Raw genomic sequence first — 18,401 nt, 5'->3', positions numbered from 1 at the left:
GCAGCGCGCAAACGATGCGCTGCAGATCCGGGGTCTAGGGGGAGCGGCGGGTCCCGGCTCTGCGCAGTAGCGTTGCACGCTGCAGCGCGTCCGGGACACAAGGCCGGTTTACAACGGCGGATCGACCGCCTCGTCGTATTCCTTCTTGAAGCGCGCGATCAGTTCGGCGGCGGGTACGACCTTGTCCACGCTGCCGATACCCTGGCCCGAGCCCCAGATCTCCTTCCAGGCCTTCGGCTTGGCGCGCTCGCCGGAGGCGTCGGTACCGAAATTCATCTTGGAGGGATCGGAGGTCGGCAGGTTGTCCGGATCCATGCCGGCGGCGAGGATCGAGGGCTTCAGATAATTGCCGTGCACGCCGGTGAAGAGATTGGAGTAGACGATGTCGTCGGCGCTCGAGCCCGCGATCATCTCCTTGTACTTCTCGACCGCATTGGCTTCCTTGGTCGCGATGAACGCCGAGCCGATATAGGCGAAGTCGGCGCCGAGAATGCGCGCGGCGCGGATCGCCTTGCCATTGCCGATGGCGCCCGAGAGCGCGATCGGGCCGTCGAACCATTTGCGCGTCTCGGCGACGAAGGCGAGCGGCGAGATGGTGCCGGCATGGCCGCCGGCGCCGGCCGCGACCAGGATCAGACCGTCGGCGCCCTTCTCGATCGCCTTGTGGGCGAATTTCTGGTTGATCACGTCGTGGAAGACGATGCCGCCCCAGCCGTGGACGGCCTGGTTGAGCTCCTCGCGCGCACCGAGCGAGGAGATGATCATCGGCACCTTGTACTTGGCGCAGAGCTGCATGTCGTGGTCGAGACGGTTGTTGGACTTGTGCACGATCTGATTCACCGCGAACGGTGCCGACGGCCGTTCCGGATGGGCGCGATCATAAGCCGCGAGCTCTTCGGTGATCCGCGCCAGCCATTCGTCGAGCAGCTCCGGCGGCCGCGCGTTCAGCGCCGGGAACGAGCCGACCACGCCGGCCTTGCACTGCGCGATCACGAGATCAGGCACCGAGATGATGAAGAGCGGCGAACCGATCACGGGGATCGACAGGCGCCCCTTGAAAAGAGCAGGCATGGACATTGCGGAGCGATCCTTTGTTGGCAGACCATTGGAGGTTGGGGACCATACCAACAAGGCAATCTTTCCACTGTCAAGTATTGCGTTGGGACGTCGCGGCGGATGTCGTTACCGCAATTCCAACCCGCGGAATTCCTGAGGTGTCATTCCGGGGCGACGCGTAGCGTCGAGCCCGGAATCCATCGAGCGTCAGCGCAAATGGTGCGATGGATTCCGGGCTCGCGCTTCCGCGCGCCCCGGAATGACGGGAGGTGATTCCAGCGCCTATCCCACCACATCCGGATTGATCAGCCGCTCGAACGAGAACATCTCGTCCCACTTTTCCTGCGTCAACAGCTTGCGCTCCATCACGACGATCTGATGCAACGACTTGCCGCTCTTGTAGCCCTCGCGCGCGATCTCGGCGCATTGCTTGTAGCCGAGCAGCGGCTTCAGCACGGTGACGATGCCGAGCGAGTTCAGCACCATGTTGCGGGTGTGCTCCTCGTTGGCGGTGATGCCGACGACGCAATTCTCGCGCAGGCTGTTGACCGCGCGCTCCATGGTGCGGATCGAGAAGAACAGCGCGAACGAGATCACCGGCTCCATCACGTTGAGTTGAAGCTGGCCGGCTGAAGCTGCCAGCGTCACCGTGGTGTCGAGGCCAATGACCAGGAAGCTGGTCTGGTTGACGACCTCGGGGATGACTGGGTTGACTTTGCCGGGCATGATCGAGGAGCCCGGCTGCAATTGCGGCAGGTTGATCTCGTTGAAGCCCGCGCGCGGGCCCGAAGCGAGCAGGCGGATGTCGTTGCAGATCTTGGTCAGCTTGCTGGCAGTGCGCTTGAGCACGCCCGAGAGCTGCACGTAAGCGCCGGTGTCCGACGTCGCTTCGACCAAATCGCCCGCGAGAATGAAGTCGACGCCGGTCAATGCGCTCAGGTGCCGGACCGCGAGTTTGGGATAGCCGACCGCAGCCGTGACGGAGGTGCCGATCGCGGTGGCGCCGAGATTGATCTCGCGCAGCAGCGCACGTGCTTCCGAGATGCGGTCGACCTCCTCCCCGATCGTGGTACCCCATCCCCTGAATTCGGCCCCGAGCGACATCGGGACCGCGTCCTGCAGATGTGTGCGGCCCATCTTCAGCACGCGATCGAATTCCCGGCCCTTGGCGAAGAACGCCTCCTGCAGCTGGCGCAGCGCCGTCATGTAGCTTTCCAGGCGCAGGATGAGAGCGAGGCGAAACGCAGTCGGATAGGTGTCGTTGGTGGACTGGCCGTAATTGACGTGGTCGTTGGGGCTGACGTGCTGATAGTCGCCCTTGACGAAGCCGAGCGATTCCAGCGCGAGGTTAGCGATCACCTCGTTGGCGTTCATGTTGGTCGAAGTGCCGGCGCCGCCCTGGATGAAGTCGGTGACGAACTGGTCCATCATGTCTCCGGCGATGACGCGGTCACAGCCGATGATGATCGCGTCGGCCACCTTCGTATCAATCGCGCCGAGATCGCGATTGGCCATCACCGCAGCCTTCTTGACGTAACCCAGCGCCTTCACGAAGTAAGGCTCCTGGTTCATCGGAATGCCGGTGATATGGAAGTTTTCCTTACCCCGGATGGTCTGGACGCCGTAGTAGATGTCGTCGGCGATCTCACGCTGTCCGAGGAAGTCCTGCTCGTAGCGGCTCATGGGCGCTCCTTGCTGCTCGCGCGTGGCGTCAGTTCTGGCACAACGCGCTGGTGACGACGGTATCGGTCCGGCAATCATCCGGTTTGCGTTGCCTGCCCGGAATGAGAACCTTGGCCGAGCACTTCTCGGCAGAGTCGGTGTTGAGGCTCCTGCCTTCCTTGTAGCCCTTGCTCTGGCACAGCTGGTCGGCCGCGGGCTTGCAGTCGGGCGCGCCGTTCGCGGAGACCGGGCAAACCGCGCGTCCCGAGATCATGGCGGAGGGTTTGGCCAACCGGGATAGATCGTCGAGGGTCTCGCTGGGGCTTTTGATCGGCGGCAGGATCGAAGGCAGCTTGTCGAACAGCTTTCCCATCTCGTGGATCAGCCCGGGATTCTCCTCGCCTGACGCCGGGCTCGACGGCGCGGGCGTCGAGGGCGGCGGCGCGGCCTGCGGCCCCTGCTCCTGGAGACCGAGCGTCGGCGGCGCGGATTGCGGCCAACCGGTCCCGCTGGAGCTAAGCAGGAGTGAAAGCGCTGCAACTATCAGCGTCCCCAGCCGCAGGACCGAACTGCCAGATCGAACCATCATGGCCACAACCGTAGCCGAACCGGACGCGGCGGCAAAGCTTTGCGGGTTAGATCAGCTTGATCGCCACCACGAAGCCGAGCACCAGCACCGCGGCGCCGAGCGCCACCCAAAGGCCGAGATGCCGCTCGATCCGCTCGCGAATCCAGTCGCCATAGCGGTTCAGCAAGATCGCCACGATAAAGAAGCGTCCGCCACGCGCGACGATCGAGCACAGGATGAACAGCACGAGATTGTAGCCGGCAAAGCCCGAGGTGATGGTCACCAGCTTGTAGGGAATCGGCGTCAGGCCCTTGAGCAGGATGATCACCGCGCCCCATTGGGCATAGGATGCGCGAAAAGCATCGACCTTGTCGCCGAGGCCATAGACCTGGATCAGCCAGTGGCCGACCGAGTCGAACAGCAGCGCGCCAATCGCATAGCCCAGCAGGCCACCCAACACCGACGTCCCGGTGCAGATCGCCGCATAGGCCCAGGCGCGCTGCGGGCGCGCCAGCGACATCGGGATCAGCATCACATCGGGGGGAACAGGAAAGAAGGAGCTTTCTGCGAAAGCCACGGCCCCCATGATCCAGAGCGCGTAGGGCTTATGGGCGGCGTCGATGCACCAGTCGTAGATACGTTTCAGCATGGTGCCGGGATGAAGCACCATGGGACGGATTTGTCCATCGCCAGTTTTGTGACCCTTTAGTGCCGCTTGCGTGCGACGCGGCCCTCGAGCGCGGCGATTGGCCGCCTGGCAGCGACGCGCGGTGAGGCGACCTTGGGCAGCTTCATCGGCGACTTCGGCAGCTTTTCGGCAATGCCCAGCATGTCCTCGCGTCGCGACATTTCACGCCAGACATCTTCAGGGCGCACGCCGGCGGAAGCCCAGAGCACGGTGACATTGTAGAGCAGATCGGCGCTTTCCCGAACCACGGCCTCCGTATCGCCGTTGACCGCATCAATGACGACCTCGATCGCCTCTTCGGCGAGCTTCTTCGCCATTTTGGAGGGCCCACGCTGAAACAGCCGGGCGGTGCGCGATGTTGCCGGATCAAGGTCCCTGGCCGCGAGCACAGCCAGATATAGCCGCTCAAGCGAATCACTCATGGTTCTGAAAACTACTCTAAACAAATGGCGAGCGCGTTAACGCTTGACAATAAAAGGCAAAAACGGCCGCCGCGGCAGGCGCGGCGGCCTGTTGTGGTCAATCCCTGGTAGCCAGAGCTAGTAGCAGTTCGTGTAGTGGCCCTGGCCGCAGAGCTCGGACGGAGCCGTGCCGCCATAGCGCTGGTACTGGTAGTCAGGGCCCGGACCGTAATAGGGCCCGTCACCGTAATAGGCCGGCCCGCTGTAATAAGCGGGGCCACCATAGTAGGGGCCGTTGTCATAGGCGTAGGCGTCACGCGTCGCGGCGATCGCAAGGCCAGTGCCGATGGCACCGGCAATTGCCGCGCCCGCGAAGGCCGCACCGCCGCCGCCATGCCAGTGACGGCCGCCTGCGAACGATGCGGTGGGAGCGACACTGGTCAGTGCCAGCACCGCCGCGGCGACGAGAACGGCCTTGCGGCCGGTCAGTTTCGAAATTCGATCAAACATGATTGGACCCTCCTTGGGACCTTCAACGGTGCCTCGAGACAGGCTCATGTCCTTCAAACACCCGCATCCCATGTTGGGTTCCCCCACCCCAACACAAGCTGAACGAGGTTGCGCGATCATGACGCAACCTCCGCTCATCTTCCGTTCAGGTTGGACGAAGCACGCGGCGCCGGCACAAGCGGGCTGAGCCTCGCGGGCGGGACACACCGGCCAAACATGCAAAAAGCTTCGCTGTATCTCGCCGGCGATCCCTGCTTAAAATGCAACCTCATCGTCACACCGCTTACAGGTTACCGCCTGCCACATGTCCATCCTCCGCCTCTATACCCGCGTTCTCGAACTGCTCGGCAAGGAGGCGGGGCTCGGCTGGCTGCTTGCGATTGCCAACCTCCTCCTGGCAGGCTCGCAATTTGCCGAGCCGGTGCTGTTTGGCCGGATCGTCGACGTCCTCTCCGGCAAGACGGTAGCGGGCTCCGACTCGGCCTGGCCGTTTCTGGCCGCCTGGGTCGCGTTCGGACTGTTCACGATCGGCTGTAGCGCGCTCGTGGCGCTGCAGGCCGACCGGCTCTCGCATCGCCAGCGCCAGGCGGTGCTGACGAGCTATTTCGAACACATCCTGCAACTGCCGCTGACCTTCCATTCCGGCACCCATTCGGGCCGGCTGATGAAGGTCATGCTCAACGGCACCGATGCGCTGTGGCGGCTCTGGCTCGGCTTTTTCCGCGAACACTTTGCCGCGATCCTGTCGGTCGTGGTGCTGCTGCCGCTGTCGCTCTATTTGAACTGGCGGCTGGCGATCCTCTTGTTCGTGCTGTGCATCGTCTTCACCGCGCTGACCACCTTCGTCGTGCGCAAGACGTTCGGCATGCAGATGGCGGTCGAGGAGCAGTATAGCGAGCTCTCCGCGCGGGCCTCCGACGCGCTCGGCAATGTCGCGCTGGTGCAAAGCTTCGTCCGCGTCGAATCCGAGGTGCAAGGCCTGCGCTCCGTCGCGGATGCGCTGCTCGCGGCGCAAATGCCGGTGCTGTCCTGGTGGGCGCTCGTCACCGTGATCACGCGCGCCTCGACCACGATCACCGTGCTCGCGATCTTCACGCTCGGCATCGCGCTGCACGACCAGGGCCTGACCTCGGTCGGCGAGATCGTGATGTTCGTGAGCTTCGCCACGCTGCTGATTCAGAAGCTCGAGCAGGTCGTCAGCTTCATCAACAACGTTTTCATGGAAGCGCCGCGCCTGCGCGAATTCTTCGGCGTGCTCGATGCCGTGCCCGCCGTTCACGACCGGCCCGATGCGATCGACGCAGGCCGGCTCTCCGGCCTCGTCGAATTCAACGACGTCACCTTCTCCTATGACGGCAAGCGGCCGGCGATCGAGGATCTCTCCTTCACCGCACTGCCCGGCCAGACCATCGCACTGGTCGGCCCGACCGGCGCCGGCAAGTCCACCGCGATTGCGCTGCTGCACCGTGCCTTCGACCCGCAATCCGGCTTCATCAAGATCGACGGCATGGACGTGCGCGGTGTCACGCTCACCTCGCTGCGGCGGAACATCGGCGTCGTGTTCCAGGAAGCGCTGCTGTTCAACCGCTCGATCGCCGAGAACTTGCGCGTCGGCAAGCCGGATGCGACCGAAGCCGAGATGCGCAAGGCTGCGGAGCGCGCGCAGGCCATCGAATTCATCGATCGCAGCGGCGGATTTGAGACCAATGCCGGCGAACGCGGCCGCATGCTCTCGGGCGGCGAACGGCAGCGGCTGTCGATCGCACGCGCATTGCTGAAGGACCCTCCGATCCTGATCCTGGACGAGGCGACCAGCGCGCTCGACGCGGTCACCGAGGCCAAGGTGAATGCCGCTCTCGATGAAGTGATGAAGGGCCGCACGACGTTCGTGATCGCCCACCGCCTCTCCACCATCCGCAACGCCACGCGGATCCTCGTGTTCGAGCATGGTCGCGTGATCGAAAGTGGAACTTTCGATGAACTCGTGGCCAAAGGCGGCCATTTCGCCGAGCTCGCCAAGGCCCAGTTCATGGTGCAGGAACAGGCATTGCCGAAGGCACAGGCCGGCGCGAGTGCCGCCGAGGCCACTTTTTCTGCCGCCAAGTCGCCTTAACAGATCCCTGTAGTACCGTCGAAATTCAGCCTATTTCATTGCGGAATACGCAAGCGAAGCCCCTATTCTCGACGCACGAGCCGGTATAGGTTTGCGACGCCGCAAGCGGCGGCGCTGGATTTCAGAACCCGAACCTCAGATCACGAGAGCCGTCCGCATCAGGCGGATCTCCAAGACCGGAAATCGGATAGTGCACGCCTTACGCCCGCTGCTTCGCAAACCCCTGTTCAACCTTTTCGCTGCGGCGCTCGCCGTTGGTGCGCTTCTCGCGCCGCGCGCGGCAAGCGCCGAAGCGCTGCTGCTGATCGAAGCCGACAGCGGCAAGGTGTTGCAGGCGGAGAACGCGACCATTCCCTGGTACCCGGCCTCGGTCACCAAGATCATGACCGCCTATGTGACGCTGAAGGCGGTGAAGGACGGCAGGATCACGCTCGACACGCTGTTTACGGTGTCGCCGACCGCCGCCTCGCAATCGCCATCGAAAATGGGCCTGCGTCCGGGAACACAGCTCACCGTCGACAATGCGTTGAAGATGATGATGGTCAAATCGGCGAACGACATGGCCGTGGTGCTGGCCGAAGGCGTCGGCGGCTCGATCGACGGCTTCGCGGCGATGATGAACGACACCGCGAAGAAGCTCGGCATGACCCAGACGAACTACGTCAATCCGAACGGTCTCCCCGCGGACGGACACGTCACCTCGGCGCGCGACCTCGGCATTCTCGCGCGCGCGTTTCTCCGTGACCTCCCGGAATACGAATATTTCGTGCACATTCCCGCGATCCGCTTCGGCAAGCGCATCACGCCGAACTTCAACAAGCTGATCGGCCGTTATCCCGGCGCCGACGGTTTCAAGACCGGCTTCATCTGCGCTTCCGGCTACAATCTCGTCGCCTCAGCCACCCGCAACGGCCGTCGCCTGATCGCGGTGGTGCTCGGCGCCAACTCCGGCACGGCGCGCGCCGTGAAGGCGGCGCAGCTGCTCGAGCGCGGCTTCAGCCAGGACAATCTGTCGTGGCTGCGCCCCTCGCTCGGCACCGTCGAGAACCTCGTGCCGGTCGATGCCTCGCCGCCGAATTTGCGCGAGGAGATGTGCGGCGGTCACCACAAGCGGCCGGCCAGCGACGACGACGATGCGCTGATCGCGACCAACGGCACCAGCGGCTCGGCCTCCGCCACCGGCGGCGAAGCCCAGGTCACCTTCTTCACCGCAGGGCTCCAGCCGCCGCTGATGAAGGCCTCCGAGCTGATGGCTTCCGCGCCTGCGGCCGCAGAGCCTGTCGTGGTCTATACCGGCCCGACCCGCACCGGTGCAGCCCTGGTCGCGGCCGTCGCGGCCGACACCGACCAGCAGAATCCGCCGAAGGCGCGTGGCAAGAAGTCGCGCGTCGCCAAGAAGCCCGACGCCGGCAGCGATGCCAAGACCGAGGCCAAGACCGAGGCGAAGACCGATCGCAAGACCGCCGCGGCGAAACCGGCAACGACCAAGCCCGACGCTTCGGCCAAGGGCGATGCAAAGGGTGATGCAAAGACCGCTGCAAAGCCGGCAGCGAGCAAGCATGCCGCGGCCAAGCCTGCAGAAAAGCCGGCGACCCGCGATCAGGGGGCTAAGCCTGCCAAGCCCAAGGCGGCCACAAAACCTGCGCCGAAGCCCGGTGCCAACAACAGCTAGGCTCACGGGCCAAGTCCCCGCTCGGGCAGAAACCCCGCAATTCGCACCTGCGGCAGCCATTTGCGACGATTCCAGTAGCCACTCCCTAGCCTTTGCCCTAAGCCTCGACCGCTTGCCAGCCGTTCCGGCAGGCTCGATACTGCCGGCAATGAGGCAAGCCCGAGACACAACGGGCTCTGGTGCAAGAGAGGGGAGTTTCCATGGAGCGCATCTGGCTCAAACAATATCCGCCCGGCGTGCCCGCTGATATCGAGCCGACGCAATACGCATCGCTGGTCGACCTCCTGGAGGAGAGCTTTACCAAGTTCGCCGACCGCAAGGCGTTCATCTGCATGGACAAGGCGATCAGCTACCGCGACCTCGACCAGATGTCGCTGGCGCTGGCCGCCTATTTGCAAGGGCGCGGCCTGCAACGCGGCGCCCGCGTCGCGATCATGATGCCGAACGTGCTGCAATACCCGGTTGCCACCGCCGCGGTGCTGCGCGCCGGCTTTGCCGTGGTCAACGTCAACCCGCTCTACACCCCGCGCGAGCTCGAGCATCAGCTCAAGGATTCCGGCGCCGAAGCCGTCATCGTGCTGGAGAACTTCGCCCACACTGTCGAGCAGGTGATCGCGAAGACGCCGGTGAAGCACGTGATCGTCGCCAGCATGGGCGATCTGCTCGGCTTCAAGGGCGTGATCGTCAATCTCGTCGTCCGTCGCGTCAAGAAGATGGTACCGGCCTGGTCGCTGCCGGGCGCGGTCTCGTTCAACGACGCGCTCTCGGCCGGTCGCAGCCAGACCTTCAACAAGCCAAAGCTCTCGCCCGGCGACGTCGCCTTCCTGCAATATACCGGCGGCACGACGGGCGTCTCCAAGGGCGCCACGCTGCTTCATCGCAACATCGTCGCCAACGTGCTGCAGAACGACGCCTGGCTGCAGCCGGCGCTCAACGCGCCGCCGCATGTCGAGCAGCTCATGATCGTCTGCGCGCTGCCGCTCTATCACATCTTCGCGCTGACGGCCTGCTATCTGCTCGCGGTGCGCGCCGGCGGCTGCAATCTGCTGATCCCGAACCCGCGCGATATCGCGGGCTTCGTCAAGGAGCTGGCGAAGTACCAGGTCAACAGCTTCCCTGCCGTGAACACGCTGTACAACGGCCTGATGCACCATCCCGACTTCAAGAAGCTCGACTTCTCGAAACTGAAGATTTCCAACGGCGGCGGCATGGCGGTGCAACGCCCCGTGGCCGATCAATGGAAAGCGATCACCGGCTGCTTCATTGCCGAAGGCTATGGCCTGTCCGAGACCTCGCCGACGCTGACCTGCAATCCGGCGAACGCAACGGAATTCACGGGCACGATCGGCATCCCGGTGCCTTCAACCTGGATCTCCATTCGCGACGACGACGGCAACGAGGTCCCGCTCGGCCAGGCCGGCGAGATCTGCGCCAAGGGCCCGCAGGTGATGTCGGGCTATTGGAACAGGCCTGAGGAAACCGCCAAGGTGATGACCGCGGACGGCTATTTCCGCACCGGCGATATCGGCGTGATGGACGAGAAGGGTTACACCAAGATCGTCGACCGCAAGAAGGACATGATCCTGGTTTCCGGATTCAATGTCTATCCGAACGAGATCGAGGAAGTCATCGCGAGCCATCCGGGCGTACTCGAATGCGCCGTGATCGGCATTCCCGATTCCAAGTCCGGCGAAGCGGTGAAGGCCTTCGTGGTCAGGAAGGACCCGAACCTCACGGCCGAAGCCGTGATCAAGTTCTGCCACGAGCAGCTCACGGGCTACAAGGTGCCCAAGCACATCGAATTCCGCACCGACCTGCCGAAGACCAACGTCGGCAAGATCCTGCGCCGCGAGCTGCGCGACGAGAAGAAGGCCCAGGCGGCCTAAAGGCGCGCCTCTCTCCTCGAAGGGGCGCGCACTTGCGCACCCTTTCGTCATTGCGAGCGCAGCGAAGCAATCCAGGAATGTGCCCGCGGAAGTAGTCTGGATTGCTTCGCTGCGCTCGCAATGACCGAAAATTGGCGTCCCCCTCCCATCACACCTCTTCGAACCCGTTTCCATCCAGCGGTAAAATGATCTAGAACAGCCCGGCCCCTTCCATGGAGAAACGGCGATGACCATCCAAGTTGGCGACAAGCTGCCCGAGACGAAATTCCGCGTGATGACGGCGGAAGGCCCGCAGGTGAAGACCACCGACGACATCTTCAAAGGCAAGAAGGTTGCGCTGTTCGCAGTGCCCGGCGCCTACACCGGCACATGCCACAAGATGCATCTGCCGAGCATCTTCCTCAACGCCTATGCCATGAAGGACAAGGGCATCGACACCATCGCCATCGTTTCCGTCAACGACGCCTTCGTCATGAACGCCTGGAAGCGCGACACCGACCAGCGCGACGAGGCGATCTTCCTCGCCGACGGCAATGCGGACTTCACCAAGGCGATCGGCATGGAGCTAGATGCCTCCGGCAACGGCCTCGGCATCCGCTCCAAGCGCTATTCGATGCTGGTCGAGGATGGCGTGGTCAAGAAGCTGAACCTCGAGGCGATGCCCGGCAAGGTCGAGGTGTCCGGCGGCGATACGCTGCTGGGGCAGCTGTAAGACTCTCGTCATTCCGGGGCGCGCGTAGCGCGAACCCGGAATCCATCTCACCTCAGAGCGCACAGAGGAATGGATTCCGAGCTCGCCCTCCGGGCGCCCCGGAATGACCCCTACTCCCTCACCCGCTGCTGCAGCCTCGCCTTGACGATCCCGTCGCGCGCGAGCTGATCGGCGCGCTCGTTCTCGGGATGGCCGGCATGGCCCTTGACCCAATGCCAGCGCACCTCGTGCGCCTTCAACGCAGTATCGAGGCGCTGCCATAGCTCGACATTCTTCACCGGCTTCTTGTCCGCGGTGCGCCATCCGTTGCGCTTCCAACCGTGAATCCAGCCGGTGATGCCCTGCCGGACATATTGGCTGTCGGTGTAGAGATCGACGGTGCACGGCTTCTTCAGCGCTTCGAGCGCGGAGATTGCCGCCATCAATTCCATCTGGTTGTTGGTGGTGTGCGGCTCGCCGCCGTTCAGCTCTTTTTCCTTGTCGCCAAACTTGAGGATCGCGCCCCAGCCGCCGGGCCCGGGATTCCCCGAGCATGCGCCGTCGGTGAAGATCGTGACGTTGGGAAGCTCGCTCACGCGACCAGTCCCGATGGCATCAGCCCGTAGTCGCGCGCGCTGGAGACGGTTTGGTGGAAGCGCAGCTTGCGGACATATTCCAGCGGATCCTTTGGCTTCACCAGCGCCCCCGGCGGCACGTTGAGCCAGTCGACCAGCCGCGTCAGCAGGAAGCGAATCGCCGCGCCCCGCGCGAGCAGCGGCAGTGCGGCCTCTTCGGCTTCGCTCAGCTTGCGCACCCGGCCATAGGCGTTGAGGAAGGCCCGCGCCTTGGTGACGTTGAAGGAATGATCCGGCTCGAAGCACCAGGCATTCAGACAGATCGCGACGTCATAGGCCAGCATGTCGTTGCAGGCGAACGTGAAGTCGATGATGCCGGAGAGCTTGTCGCCGAGGAAGAAGACGTTGTCGTTGAAGAGATCGGCGTGGATCACGCCCTCGGGCAGATCGGTAGGCCAGACGCCGCTCGAGAGATAGTCGAGCTCAGCCGCGAGAAACGCGCGCAGGCCCGGCTGCACCTCGTCAGCGCGGTTCGAAGCCGCGTCGAATAACGGCCGCCAGCCGGCGACCGACAGCGCGTTGGCTCGCTTGATCGCAAAGTTCGCGCCGGCCAGATGCATCCTGGCGAGCCCCTCGCCGACACCGGCACAGTGCGTCACGTTCGGCTTGCGCGGCCACATGCCTTCGAGAAAGGTGATGATCGCGGCAGGCCGCCCCGACAGCTCGCGCAGAGCCTCGCCGTCCCTCGCCTTCACCGGGAGCGGACAGCTGACGCCGTGCTCGGCCAGATGCGTCATCAGCGCGAGGAAGAACGGCAGATCGTTCTTCGCCACGCGCTTCTCGTAGAGCGTGAGGATGAACGAGGCCTGCTTATTTCCCTGGCTCGTGTGCAGCAGGAAATTGGTGTTCTCGACACCCTCGGCAATGCCCTTGTAGGAGAGCAACTCGCCGAGATCGTATTGCCTCAGGAAATCCGCAAGCTCGTCGGCGGCAACGTCGGTGTAGACCGCCATCAAGGTCTACTCGGCGGCGGCTTCAGGGCGCACCTGACGCGGCAGCGGGAAGAACTCGTTCTCTTCCGCGGCCGAGACCGTCTCCACATGGAGCGTGTAGCGCTCGGCGAAGGCGTCCATGATCTCTTCGACGATCACTTCCGGCGCGGATGCGCCCGCGGTGATGCCGAGGCTGGTGATGTTGCCGAACTTGTCCCAATCGATGTCGGCGGCGCGCTGCGCCAGCACCGCGATCTTGCAGCCCTCGCGCTCGGCGACCTCGCGCAAGCGCTGCGAGTTCGACGAATTGGGCGCACCGACAACGATGAGCGCGTCGACCACCGGCGCCACCTTCTTCACCGCGAGCTGGCGGTTGGTGGTGGCGTAGCAGATGTCTTCCTTGTGCGGCCCGTTGATGTTCGGAAAGCGCTCTTTGAGCAGCGCCACGATCTCCGCGGTGTCGTCGATCGACAGCGTGGTCTGGGTCACGAAGGCGAGGTTGTCAGGGTCCTTCGGATTGATCGTCTTGGCGTCCTCGGCGGTCTCGATCAGGGTGACCGCGCCGACCGGAAGCTGGCCGAGCGTGCCGACCACCTCCGGATGATGCGAATGGCCGATCAGGAAGATCTCGCGACCGCGCTTGAAGTGGATCGCGGCTTCGCGGTGCACCTTGGTCACCAGCGGGCAGGTCGCATCCAGCGAGAACAGGTTACGGGAGGTAGCGTCGGCCGGAACCGATTTCGGCACGCCATGAGCGGAGAAAACCACCGGCGCGGTGGTGTTCTCCGGGATCTCGGCGAGTTCCTCGACGAAGATCGCGCCCTTCTTCTTCAACCCGTCGACGACGTACTTGTTGTGCACAATCTCGTGGCGAACATAGACGGGAGCGCCGTACTTATCGAGCGCCCGTTCCACGGTGTCGATCGCCCGGACCACCCCGGCGCAAAAGCCGCGGGGAGAACAAAGCACGATCTTGAGGTCTGGTTTGGCTGACATTGAGCGATCTCGGGACCGAATCACCCGTTTCGCCTTCTGGCGGGGGCGGTCGATGGGTGGAAAGGGGCTAAAAACGGTCTGCTTGGACTTTGCAGCGACTTCAGAGGGAATTGGGCCCCCTTTCGGGCGCTGTCAAGGCACTATCTATAGCAGAACCATTGCGTGGCTACCCCCTCCGGGCTTATATAGCGCCAATTCCCTGTCATCGCTGATGACCACCGGTTTCGCCTCCTAAGGGGGTGGGCGAAGCACAAAGGAGATTTGCCATGAGCAACGCACCTCTGATGCCCAAGGCGACCGCCGTCTGGCTGCTCGACAACACCGCGCTGACCTTCGACCAGGTCGCCGATTTCACCAAGATGCATCCCCTCGAGGTGCGCGCGATCGCCGACGGCGACGCCGCCCAGGGCATCAAGGGCATGGATCCCCTTTCCAACGGCCAGCTGACCCGTGAGGAGATCGAAAAGGGCGAGAAGAATCCGGACTACCGGCTTCGCCTTCAGGAGAGCAAGGTGGTGCTGCCGCCGCAGCCCAAGCGCAAGGGCCCGCGCTACACCCCGGTGTCGCGGCGCCACGAGCGCCCCAGCGCCATCCTCTGGCTGCTGCGCAGCCATCCGGAGCTCAAGGATGCCCAGATCATGCGTCTGGTCGGCACCACCAAGAGCACGATTGCCAGCGTTCGGGACCGCACGCACTGGAACACGTCCCAGCTGACGCCGATCGATCCCGTGACTCTCGGCCTCTGCTCGCAGATCGAGCTCGATTTCGAAGTGGCCCGCGCGGCCAAGGAAAAGCCGGTCGACGCAGCCTATGGCGGCGCGACCCTGCTGCCGGCTTCCGAGACCACCAAGAAGGACGAGTACGAGCCGTCGGAGAAGTCGAGCGACGACCTCAACGTCGACGCCGTGTTCGCCAAGCTGAAAACCCTCGGCGGCAAGAAGCACGAGGAAGAGGAGGAGTAGGCTCCTCCCTCACCGCATCCGGTTCGAGCGCGGCGGAGCGATCCGCCGCGTTTTGTTTTCAAGCGGGAACTTTTGCGGCGCGGCTGCGGGAACGATGCTGCTCGCGTCGCATTGTGTCCGACGCGGAGGATCAGCGATGCGGGCCGACGAAGACGATTTTGCGGTGATGCTGGGACGGGCCGTGCTGGCCGCCTGGGGAGATATGCCCCGGGACATCCAGGAAGCGCTGTTCGAAATTGCCGTCAAAGACCACCCGGGCGATCGCGACGCCCTGGCGAAGCTATTACACGAGCGCCATCCGCGCACGGTACACGCGGGATAACGGCGTCTGCGCCCGTGAGGAATCGAGAGAATGATTTCGCGGCGCCGGGTCTCGCCCGGCGCCGCGAAAACGTTAGAACTTGTAGGTCACGCCCGCGCCGACCAGCCACGGATCGATATGCGCGGTGCCGGTGACCGGGATCGCACCATTGACCATGGCCGAGTAGTTCGGCTGAAGCCACAGCTTCTTCACGTCGACGTTCAGGCCCCAATGCTTGTTGAGCATGTAGTCGAAGCCGAATTGCACGGCACCGCCCCACTGGTTGCTGACATGCAGACTGGTGACGGCGAGGCCGGCGAACGGAATGTTAGACGCCGAGTTGTTGAAGAACACGGTGTAGTTCACACCGGCACCGATATAGGGCTTGAACGCGCCGAAATTGGTGAAGTGATATTGCAGGGTGAGCGTAGGCGGCAGCAGCGTGGTTTTGCCGATATCGAGCCCCTGGAGCGTACCCGAACCGGTGAGGTGATGCCGGGTGACGCCGAGGATCAGCTCAGCCGCGATGTTCTGGGTGAAGAAATAAGAGATGTCGAGCTCGGGGACGACCTGGTTGCTGATGTGAAGGCCCGAGTTCGGCGACGACAGCGCAGGCACGCCCGCGACGTTGACTGAGCTGCCACCGGTATCCGGCAACACGCCGAGCACACGCAGACGGATCATCCAGGGATTCCACGCCTCTGCTGCCGGCGGTGCCTTGGTATAGACCGGCAAATCCGCAGCTTGCGCCGATGCAAGCGCCCCACCAAACGCGGCGGCAAGCACTGCCAGCCGTGCGGCACTCTTAATTGTCCTTCGCATTGAATTCCCCTTAAAGCCATGCGCGCCCCGTTGCGCGATCGGACATGACAGAGCAGAAAGGAGGGGCCCTCGGATTTGACCTGCATCAAATCCGGACTGGCGCGTCACAATTCAGCGACAGCGTTGCACATCTGCCACGGCAGACGACATTGCGAGCGACTTGCGCGGTAGCTCGGTACATGGAAACGCGCGGTAACGGCGCCGACGACGGCGAGCCGCTTCGATCCAACATGTCCAGTGTGAATTACGGGCGCTCGGGATGGTTCAGCATGTATTCGCCGAGATCGCGCTGACGGCGATCTGAGCGGGAGATCGCCGCACTGCGCTGGACGTCGCGGTCCTTGCGGCAGGCCACGTATTCCGGCGAGCCCACCGCATAGCCGCGGCTCTGGCACACCGCGTCATCGTCGTCACCGCCCATCGCGGTCGGCGTCTGGTAACGCGCCGAGCAGGCGGACAGAGCGATGGCGAGCAGGATGGCTGCAAGCAGGCGCGGCGCGGTGGCGAGTGGCATACAAGGTCCCCTGTTGGCCGGCCCTGTTTACCCCGGAATGCGGAGAATGTAAGTCCCCGCCCCTCACACCCTCCCCTTCAGCGCATCCCCGATCTCGTCCAGCACCTTGGGATCCTCGATCGTGGCCGGCATCGACCAGGCCTCGCCGTCGGCGATCTTCTTGATGGTGCCGCGCAGGATCTTTCCCGAGCGCGTCTTGGGCAGCCGGCCGACGGTGATGGCGAGCTTGAACGCGGCCACCGGACCGAGCTTGTCGCGCACCAGTGCGATGATCTCTTTCTCGATCTCGGCAGGCGGCCGCTTCACGCCGGCCTTCAGCACCAGGAAGCCGCAGGGCACCTCGCCCTTGATCGCGTCCTTGACGCCGAGCACGGCGCACTCGGCGACGTCGGGATGCGAGGCCAGAATCTCCTCCATGCCGCCGGTGGACAGACGATGGCCGGCGACGTTGATGATATCGTCGGTGCGGCCCATGACGAAGACATATCCGTCCTCGTCCTTGTAACCGGCATCCGAGGTCTTGTAGTAGCCGGGAAATTCGCTGAGATAGGCTTCCCTGAAACGGTCGTCCTGATTCCACAGCGTCGGCAGGCAGCCCGGCGGCATCGGCAGCTTGATGACGATCGAGCCCATGGTATTGGGACCGACGGGCTTCGCCGCTTCGTCGACCACATCGACCTGATAGCCCGGCATCGGGACCGTCGGCGAGCCATGCTTCACCGGCAGCAAGCCCAGGCCCACAGGATTGCCGGCGATGCACCAGCCGGTCTCGGTCTGCCACCAATGGTCGATGACAGGCACTTTCAGCTGCTGCTCAGCCCATTCCACCGTCGGCGGGTCGGCACGCTCGCCGGCGAGGAACAGCGTGCGGAATTTCGACAAGTCGTATTGCCGGATGAATTTTCCTTCCGGATCCTCTTTGCGAATGGCGCGGAATGCGGTCGGCGCGGTGAACAAGGCGACCGCCTTGTGCTCCGAGATCACGCGCCAGAACGCGCCGGCGTCGGGGGTGCCGACCGGCTTGCCCTCGTACATGATCGTGGTCGCGCCATGCAGCAGCGGGCCGTAGACGATATAGCTGTGGCCGACCACCCAGCCGATGTCGCTGCCGCACCACCAGACCTCGCCCGGCTTGACGCCATAGAGGTTGAACATCGACCATTTCACCGCAACCAGATGCCCGCCATTGTCGCGCACGACGCCCTTGGGAATGCCTGTGGTGCCCGACGTGTAGAGGATGTAGAGCGGATCGGTCGCGGCGACCGGGGCACAAGGCGCTTTCTTGCCCTCGTTCACCGCCTTGCGGCGCAGGCTCGCCCAGTCATAGTCGCGCTTTGGCGTGAGATCGCAGACGAGCTGCGGACGCTGCAATATGATGCAGGCCCTGGGCTTGGCAGATGCGAGCTTGATCGCCTCGTCGAGCAGCGGTTTGTATTGCACGATACGACCCGGCTCGATGCCGCAGCTCGCGGACAAAATGAGCTTCGGCTGCGCGTCGTCGATGCGGGTCGCGAGCTCCTTGGCGGCAAAGCCGCCGAACACCACGGAATGCACCGCCCCGATGCGCGCGCAGGCAAGCATCGCGACCACCGCCTCCGGCACCATCGGCATATAGAGGATCACGCGGTCGCCCTTGGCGACGCCGAAATCCTGCATGATGGCACCGAGCGCCTGCACTTCGCCCAGCAGCTCGGCGTAGGTCAATTTGGTGAGCGAGCCCGCCAGCGGTGAATCATGGATCAGCGCCACCTGATCGGCGCGGCCGCCTCCGACATGGCGGTCGAGCGCGTTGTAGCAGGTGTTTACGACGCCGTCGGCGAACCAACGGCCGTAGACGCCCTGCGCCGGATCGAAGATCTTCTTCGGCGGCTCGATCCAGTCGATCTCTTTCGCGGCCTCGGCCCAGAAGCCTTCGGGATCGGCCAGCGAGCGCGCATGGACCTCGTGATATTTGCTCTGCACCTGGCTGTTCATTCCCGCGCTCCCGTTCCC

18 protein-coding genes are annotated in these 18,401 nt (G+C 63.8%); 6 read left to right on the top strand and 12 right to left on the bottom strand.

Annotation, left to right across the window (positions count from 1 at the left end; all coding sequences use genetic code 11):
• Positions 1 to 108 precede the first annotated feature (108 nt).
• The 6 genes from X265_RS05575 to X265_RS05550 all read right to left on the bottom strand — a co-directional run bounded on the left by X265_RS05575 (position 109) and on the right by X265_RS05550 (position 4,885).
• Positions 109 to 1,077, bottom strand: coding sequence for an NAD(P)H-dependent flavin oxidoreductase (locus X265_RS05575; protein ID WP_128963991.1), 969 nt, complete (start codon positions 1,075 to 1,077; stop codon positions 109 to 111).
• A 261-nt stretch (positions 1,078 to 1,338) separates the two neighbouring features.
• A complete protein-coding gene (locus X265_RS05570; RefSeq protein ID WP_128963990.1) occupies positions 1,339 to 2,739 on the bottom strand; it encodes an aspartate ammonia-lyase in 1,401 nt (466 codons plus the stop codon).
• 28 nt (positions 2,740 to 2,767) lie between these two features.
• The gene (locus X265_RS05565; RefSeq protein WP_128963989.1) at positions 2,768 to 3,307 is read right to left on the bottom strand and encodes a hypothetical protein; all 540 of its coding nucleotides are present in this window, start codon (positions 3,305 to 3,307) and stop codon (positions 2,768 to 2,770) included.
• Positions 3,308 to 3,353: 46 nt separating this feature from the next.
• Positions 3,354 to 3,956 (bottom strand): YqaA family protein, encoded by a 603-nt coding sequence (locus X265_RS05560; protein ID WP_188637356.1) that lies wholly within the window; start codon positions 3,954 to 3,956, stop codon positions 3,354 to 3,356.
• A 35-nt stretch (positions 3,957 to 3,991) separates the two neighbouring features.
• The gene (gene hisE, locus X265_RS05555; protein WP_128963988.1) at positions 3,992 to 4,396 is read right to left on the bottom strand and encodes a phosphoribosyl-ATP diphosphatase; all 405 of its coding nucleotides are present in this window, start codon (positions 4,394 to 4,396) and stop codon (positions 3,992 to 3,994) included.
• Positions 4,397 to 4,513: 117 nt separating this feature from the next.
• Positions 4,514 to 4,885, bottom strand: a complete 372-nt coding sequence (locus X265_RS05550) for a hypothetical protein (RefSeq protein WP_128963987.1) — start codon at positions 4,883 to 4,885, stop codon at positions 4,514 to 4,516.
• A 304-nt stretch (positions 4,886 to 5,189) separates the two neighbouring features.
• Between X265_RS05550 and X265_RS05545 the strand changes: the two genes are divergently transcribed.
• The 4 genes from X265_RS05545 (at position 5,190) to X265_RS05530 (ending at position 11,268) form a co-directional block, all read left to right on the top strand.
• Complete coding sequence (locus X265_RS05545) at positions 5,190 to 6,998, top strand: glucan ABC transporter ATP-binding protein/ permease (RefSeq protein ID WP_128963986.1); 1,809 nt, start codon at positions 5,190 to 5,192, stop codon at positions 6,996 to 6,998.
• Positions 6,999 to 7,188: 190 nt separating this feature from the next.
• Positions 7,189 to 8,670 (top strand): serine hydrolase, encoded by a 1,482-nt coding sequence (locus X265_RS05540; RefSeq protein WP_128963985.1) that lies wholly within the window; start codon positions 7,189 to 7,191, stop codon positions 8,668 to 8,670.
• A gap of 200 nt (positions 8,671 to 8,870) precedes the next feature.
• Entirely contained in the window at positions 8,871 to 10,556 is a 1,686-nt protein-coding gene (locus X265_RS05535) for a long-chain fatty acid--CoA ligase (RefSeq protein ID WP_128963984.1), read from the top strand.
• Between the two features lie 226 nt (positions 10,557 to 10,782).
• On the top strand, positions 10,783 to 11,268 hold the full coding sequence (locus tag X265_RS05530) for a peroxiredoxin (RefSeq protein ID WP_128963983.1): 486 nt from the start codon (positions 10,783 to 10,785) through the stop codon (positions 11,266 to 11,268).
• 110 nt (positions 11,269 to 11,378) lie between these two features.
• On the opposite strand, the gene rnhA is transcribed toward X265_RS05530, so the two are convergent.
• From rnhA to ispH, 3 genes are read right to left on the bottom strand one after another with little or no spacing between them, the layout of a single operon-like run.
• A complete protein-coding gene (rnhA, locus tag X265_RS05520) occupies positions 11,379 to 11,843 on the bottom strand; it encodes a ribonuclease HI (RefSeq protein ID WP_128963982.1) in 465 nt (154 codons plus the stop codon).
• Positions 11,840 to 12,835, bottom strand: coding sequence for a homoserine kinase (locus X265_RS05515; protein WP_128963981.1), 996 nt, complete (start codon positions 12,833 to 12,835; stop codon positions 11,840 to 11,842). Before X265_RS05515 ends, rnhA begins: the two co-directional genes overlap by 4 nt.
• 6 nt (positions 12,836 to 12,841) lie before the next feature.
• Entirely contained in the window at positions 12,842 to 13,810 is a 969-nt protein-coding gene (gene ispH, locus X265_RS05510; RefSeq protein WP_128963980.1) for a 4-hydroxy-3-methylbut-2-enyl diphosphate reductase, read from the bottom strand.
• Positions 13,811 to 14,076: 266 nt separating this feature from the next.
• On the opposite strand from ispH, the gene X265_RS05505 reads away from it, so the two are divergent.
• Positions 14,077 to 14,772 (top strand): DUF1013 domain-containing protein, encoded by a 696-nt coding sequence (locus X265_RS05505; protein ID WP_128963979.1) that lies wholly within the window; start codon positions 14,077 to 14,079, stop codon positions 14,770 to 14,772.
• A gap of 136 nt (positions 14,773 to 14,908) precedes the next feature.
• Positions 14,909 to 15,094: a hypothetical protein gene (locus tag X265_RS05500; protein WP_128963978.1), complete on the top strand. Its 186-nt coding sequence runs from the start codon at positions 14,909 to 14,911 to the stop codon at positions 15,092 to 15,094.
• Between the two features lie 72 nt (positions 15,095 to 15,166).
• Here the strand turns inward: X265_RS05500 and X265_RS05495 are convergent, their stop codons facing one another.
• From X265_RS05495 to X265_RS05485, 3 genes are all read right to left on the bottom strand, one after another.
• Complete coding sequence (locus tag X265_RS05495; RefSeq protein ID WP_128963977.1) at positions 15,167 to 15,895, bottom strand: OmpW/AlkL family protein; 729 nt, start codon at positions 15,893 to 15,895, stop codon at positions 15,167 to 15,169.
• A gap of 244 nt (positions 15,896 to 16,139) precedes the next feature.
• Positions 16,140 to 16,409 (bottom strand): hypothetical protein, encoded by a 270-nt coding sequence (locus X265_RS05490; RefSeq protein ID WP_128963976.1) that lies wholly within the window; start codon positions 16,407 to 16,409, stop codon positions 16,140 to 16,142.
• A gap of 63 nt (positions 16,410 to 16,472) precedes the next feature.
• Positions 16,473 to 18,383 carry a propionyl-CoA synthetase gene (locus X265_RS05485; protein WP_128963975.1) on the bottom strand — a complete coding sequence of 637 codons (1,911 nt, stop codon included), beginning with the start codon at positions 18,381 to 18,383 and terminating at the stop codon, positions 16,473 to 16,475.
• Between the last annotated feature and the right edge of the window lie 18 nt (positions 18,384 to 18,401).

The sequence above is a fragment of the Bradyrhizobium guangdongense genome (assembly GCF_004114975.1).
Lineage (GTDB): Bacteria > Pseudomonadota > Alphaproteobacteria > Rhizobiales > Xanthobacteraceae > Bradyrhizobium > Bradyrhizobium guangdongense.
The sequence above is the reverse complement of the archived record's forward strand: the minus strand, read 5'-3'. Positions and strand labels throughout refer to the sequence as shown.

What these genes read in the sequence shown, in the direction of transcription:
- X265_RS05560 (WP_188637356.1), bottom strand. Translation starts at nt 3,956, where the DNA reads ATGGTGCTTCATCCCGGCACCATGCTGAAACGTATCTACGACTGGTGC.
- X265_RS05485 (WP_128963975.1), bottom strand. Translation starts at nt 18,383, where the DNA reads ATGAACAGCCAGGTGCAGAGCAAATATCACGAGGTCCATGCGCGCTCG.
- ispH (WP_128963980.1), bottom strand. Translation starts at nt 13,810, where the DNA reads ATGTCAGCCAAACCAGACCTCAAGATCGTGCTTTGTTCTCCCCGCGGC.
- X265_RS05495 (WP_128963977.1), bottom strand. Translation starts at nt 15,895, where the DNA reads ATGCGAAGGACAATTAAGAGTGCCGCACGGCTGGCAGTGCTTGCCGCC.
- X265_RS05515 (WP_128963981.1), bottom strand. Translation starts at nt 12,835, where the DNA reads ATGGCGGTCTACACCGACGTTGCCGCCGACGAGCTTGCGGATTTCCTG.
- X265_RS05490 (WP_128963976.1), bottom strand. Translation starts at nt 16,409, where the DNA reads ATGCCACTCGCCACCGCGCCGCGCCTGCTTGCAGCCATCCTGCTCGCC.
- X265_RS05505 (WP_128963979.1), top strand. Translation starts at nt 14,077, where the DNA reads ATGAGCAACGCACCTCTGATGCCCAAGGCGACCGCCGTCTGGCTGCTC.
- X265_RS05570 (WP_128963990.1), bottom strand. Translation starts at nt 2,739, where the DNA reads ATGAGCCGCTACGAGCAGGACTTCCTCGGACAGCGTGAGATCGCCGAC.
- X265_RS05530 (WP_128963983.1), top strand. Translation starts at nt 10,783, where the DNA reads ATGACCATCCAAGTTGGCGACAAGCTGCCCGAGACGAAATTCCGCGTG.
- X265_RS05575 (WP_128963991.1), bottom strand. Translation starts at nt 1,077, where the DNA reads ATGTCCATGCCTGCTCTTTTCAAGGGGCGCCTGTCGATCCCCGTGATC.
- X265_RS05550 (WP_128963987.1), bottom strand. Translation starts at nt 4,885, where the DNA reads ATGTTTGATCGAATTTCGAAACTGACCGGCCGCAAGGCCGTTCTCGTC.
- X265_RS05565 (WP_128963989.1), bottom strand. Translation starts at nt 3,307, where the DNA reads ATGATGGTTCGATCTGGCAGTTCGGTCCTGCGGCTGGGGACGCTGATA.
- hisE (WP_128963988.1), bottom strand. Translation starts at nt 4,396, where the DNA reads ATGAGTGATTCGCTTGAGCGGCTATATCTGGCTGTGCTCGCGGCCAGG.
- X265_RS05535 (WP_128963984.1), top strand. Translation starts at nt 8,871, where the DNA reads ATGGAGCGCATCTGGCTCAAACAATATCCGCCCGGCGTGCCCGCTGAT.
- X265_RS05500 (WP_128963978.1), top strand. Translation starts at nt 14,909, where the DNA reads ATGCGGGCCGACGAAGACGATTTTGCGGTGATGCTGGGACGGGCCGTG.
- X265_RS05545 (WP_128963986.1), top strand. Translation starts at nt 5,190, where the DNA reads ATGTCCATCCTCCGCCTCTATACCCGCGTTCTCGAACTGCTCGGCAAG.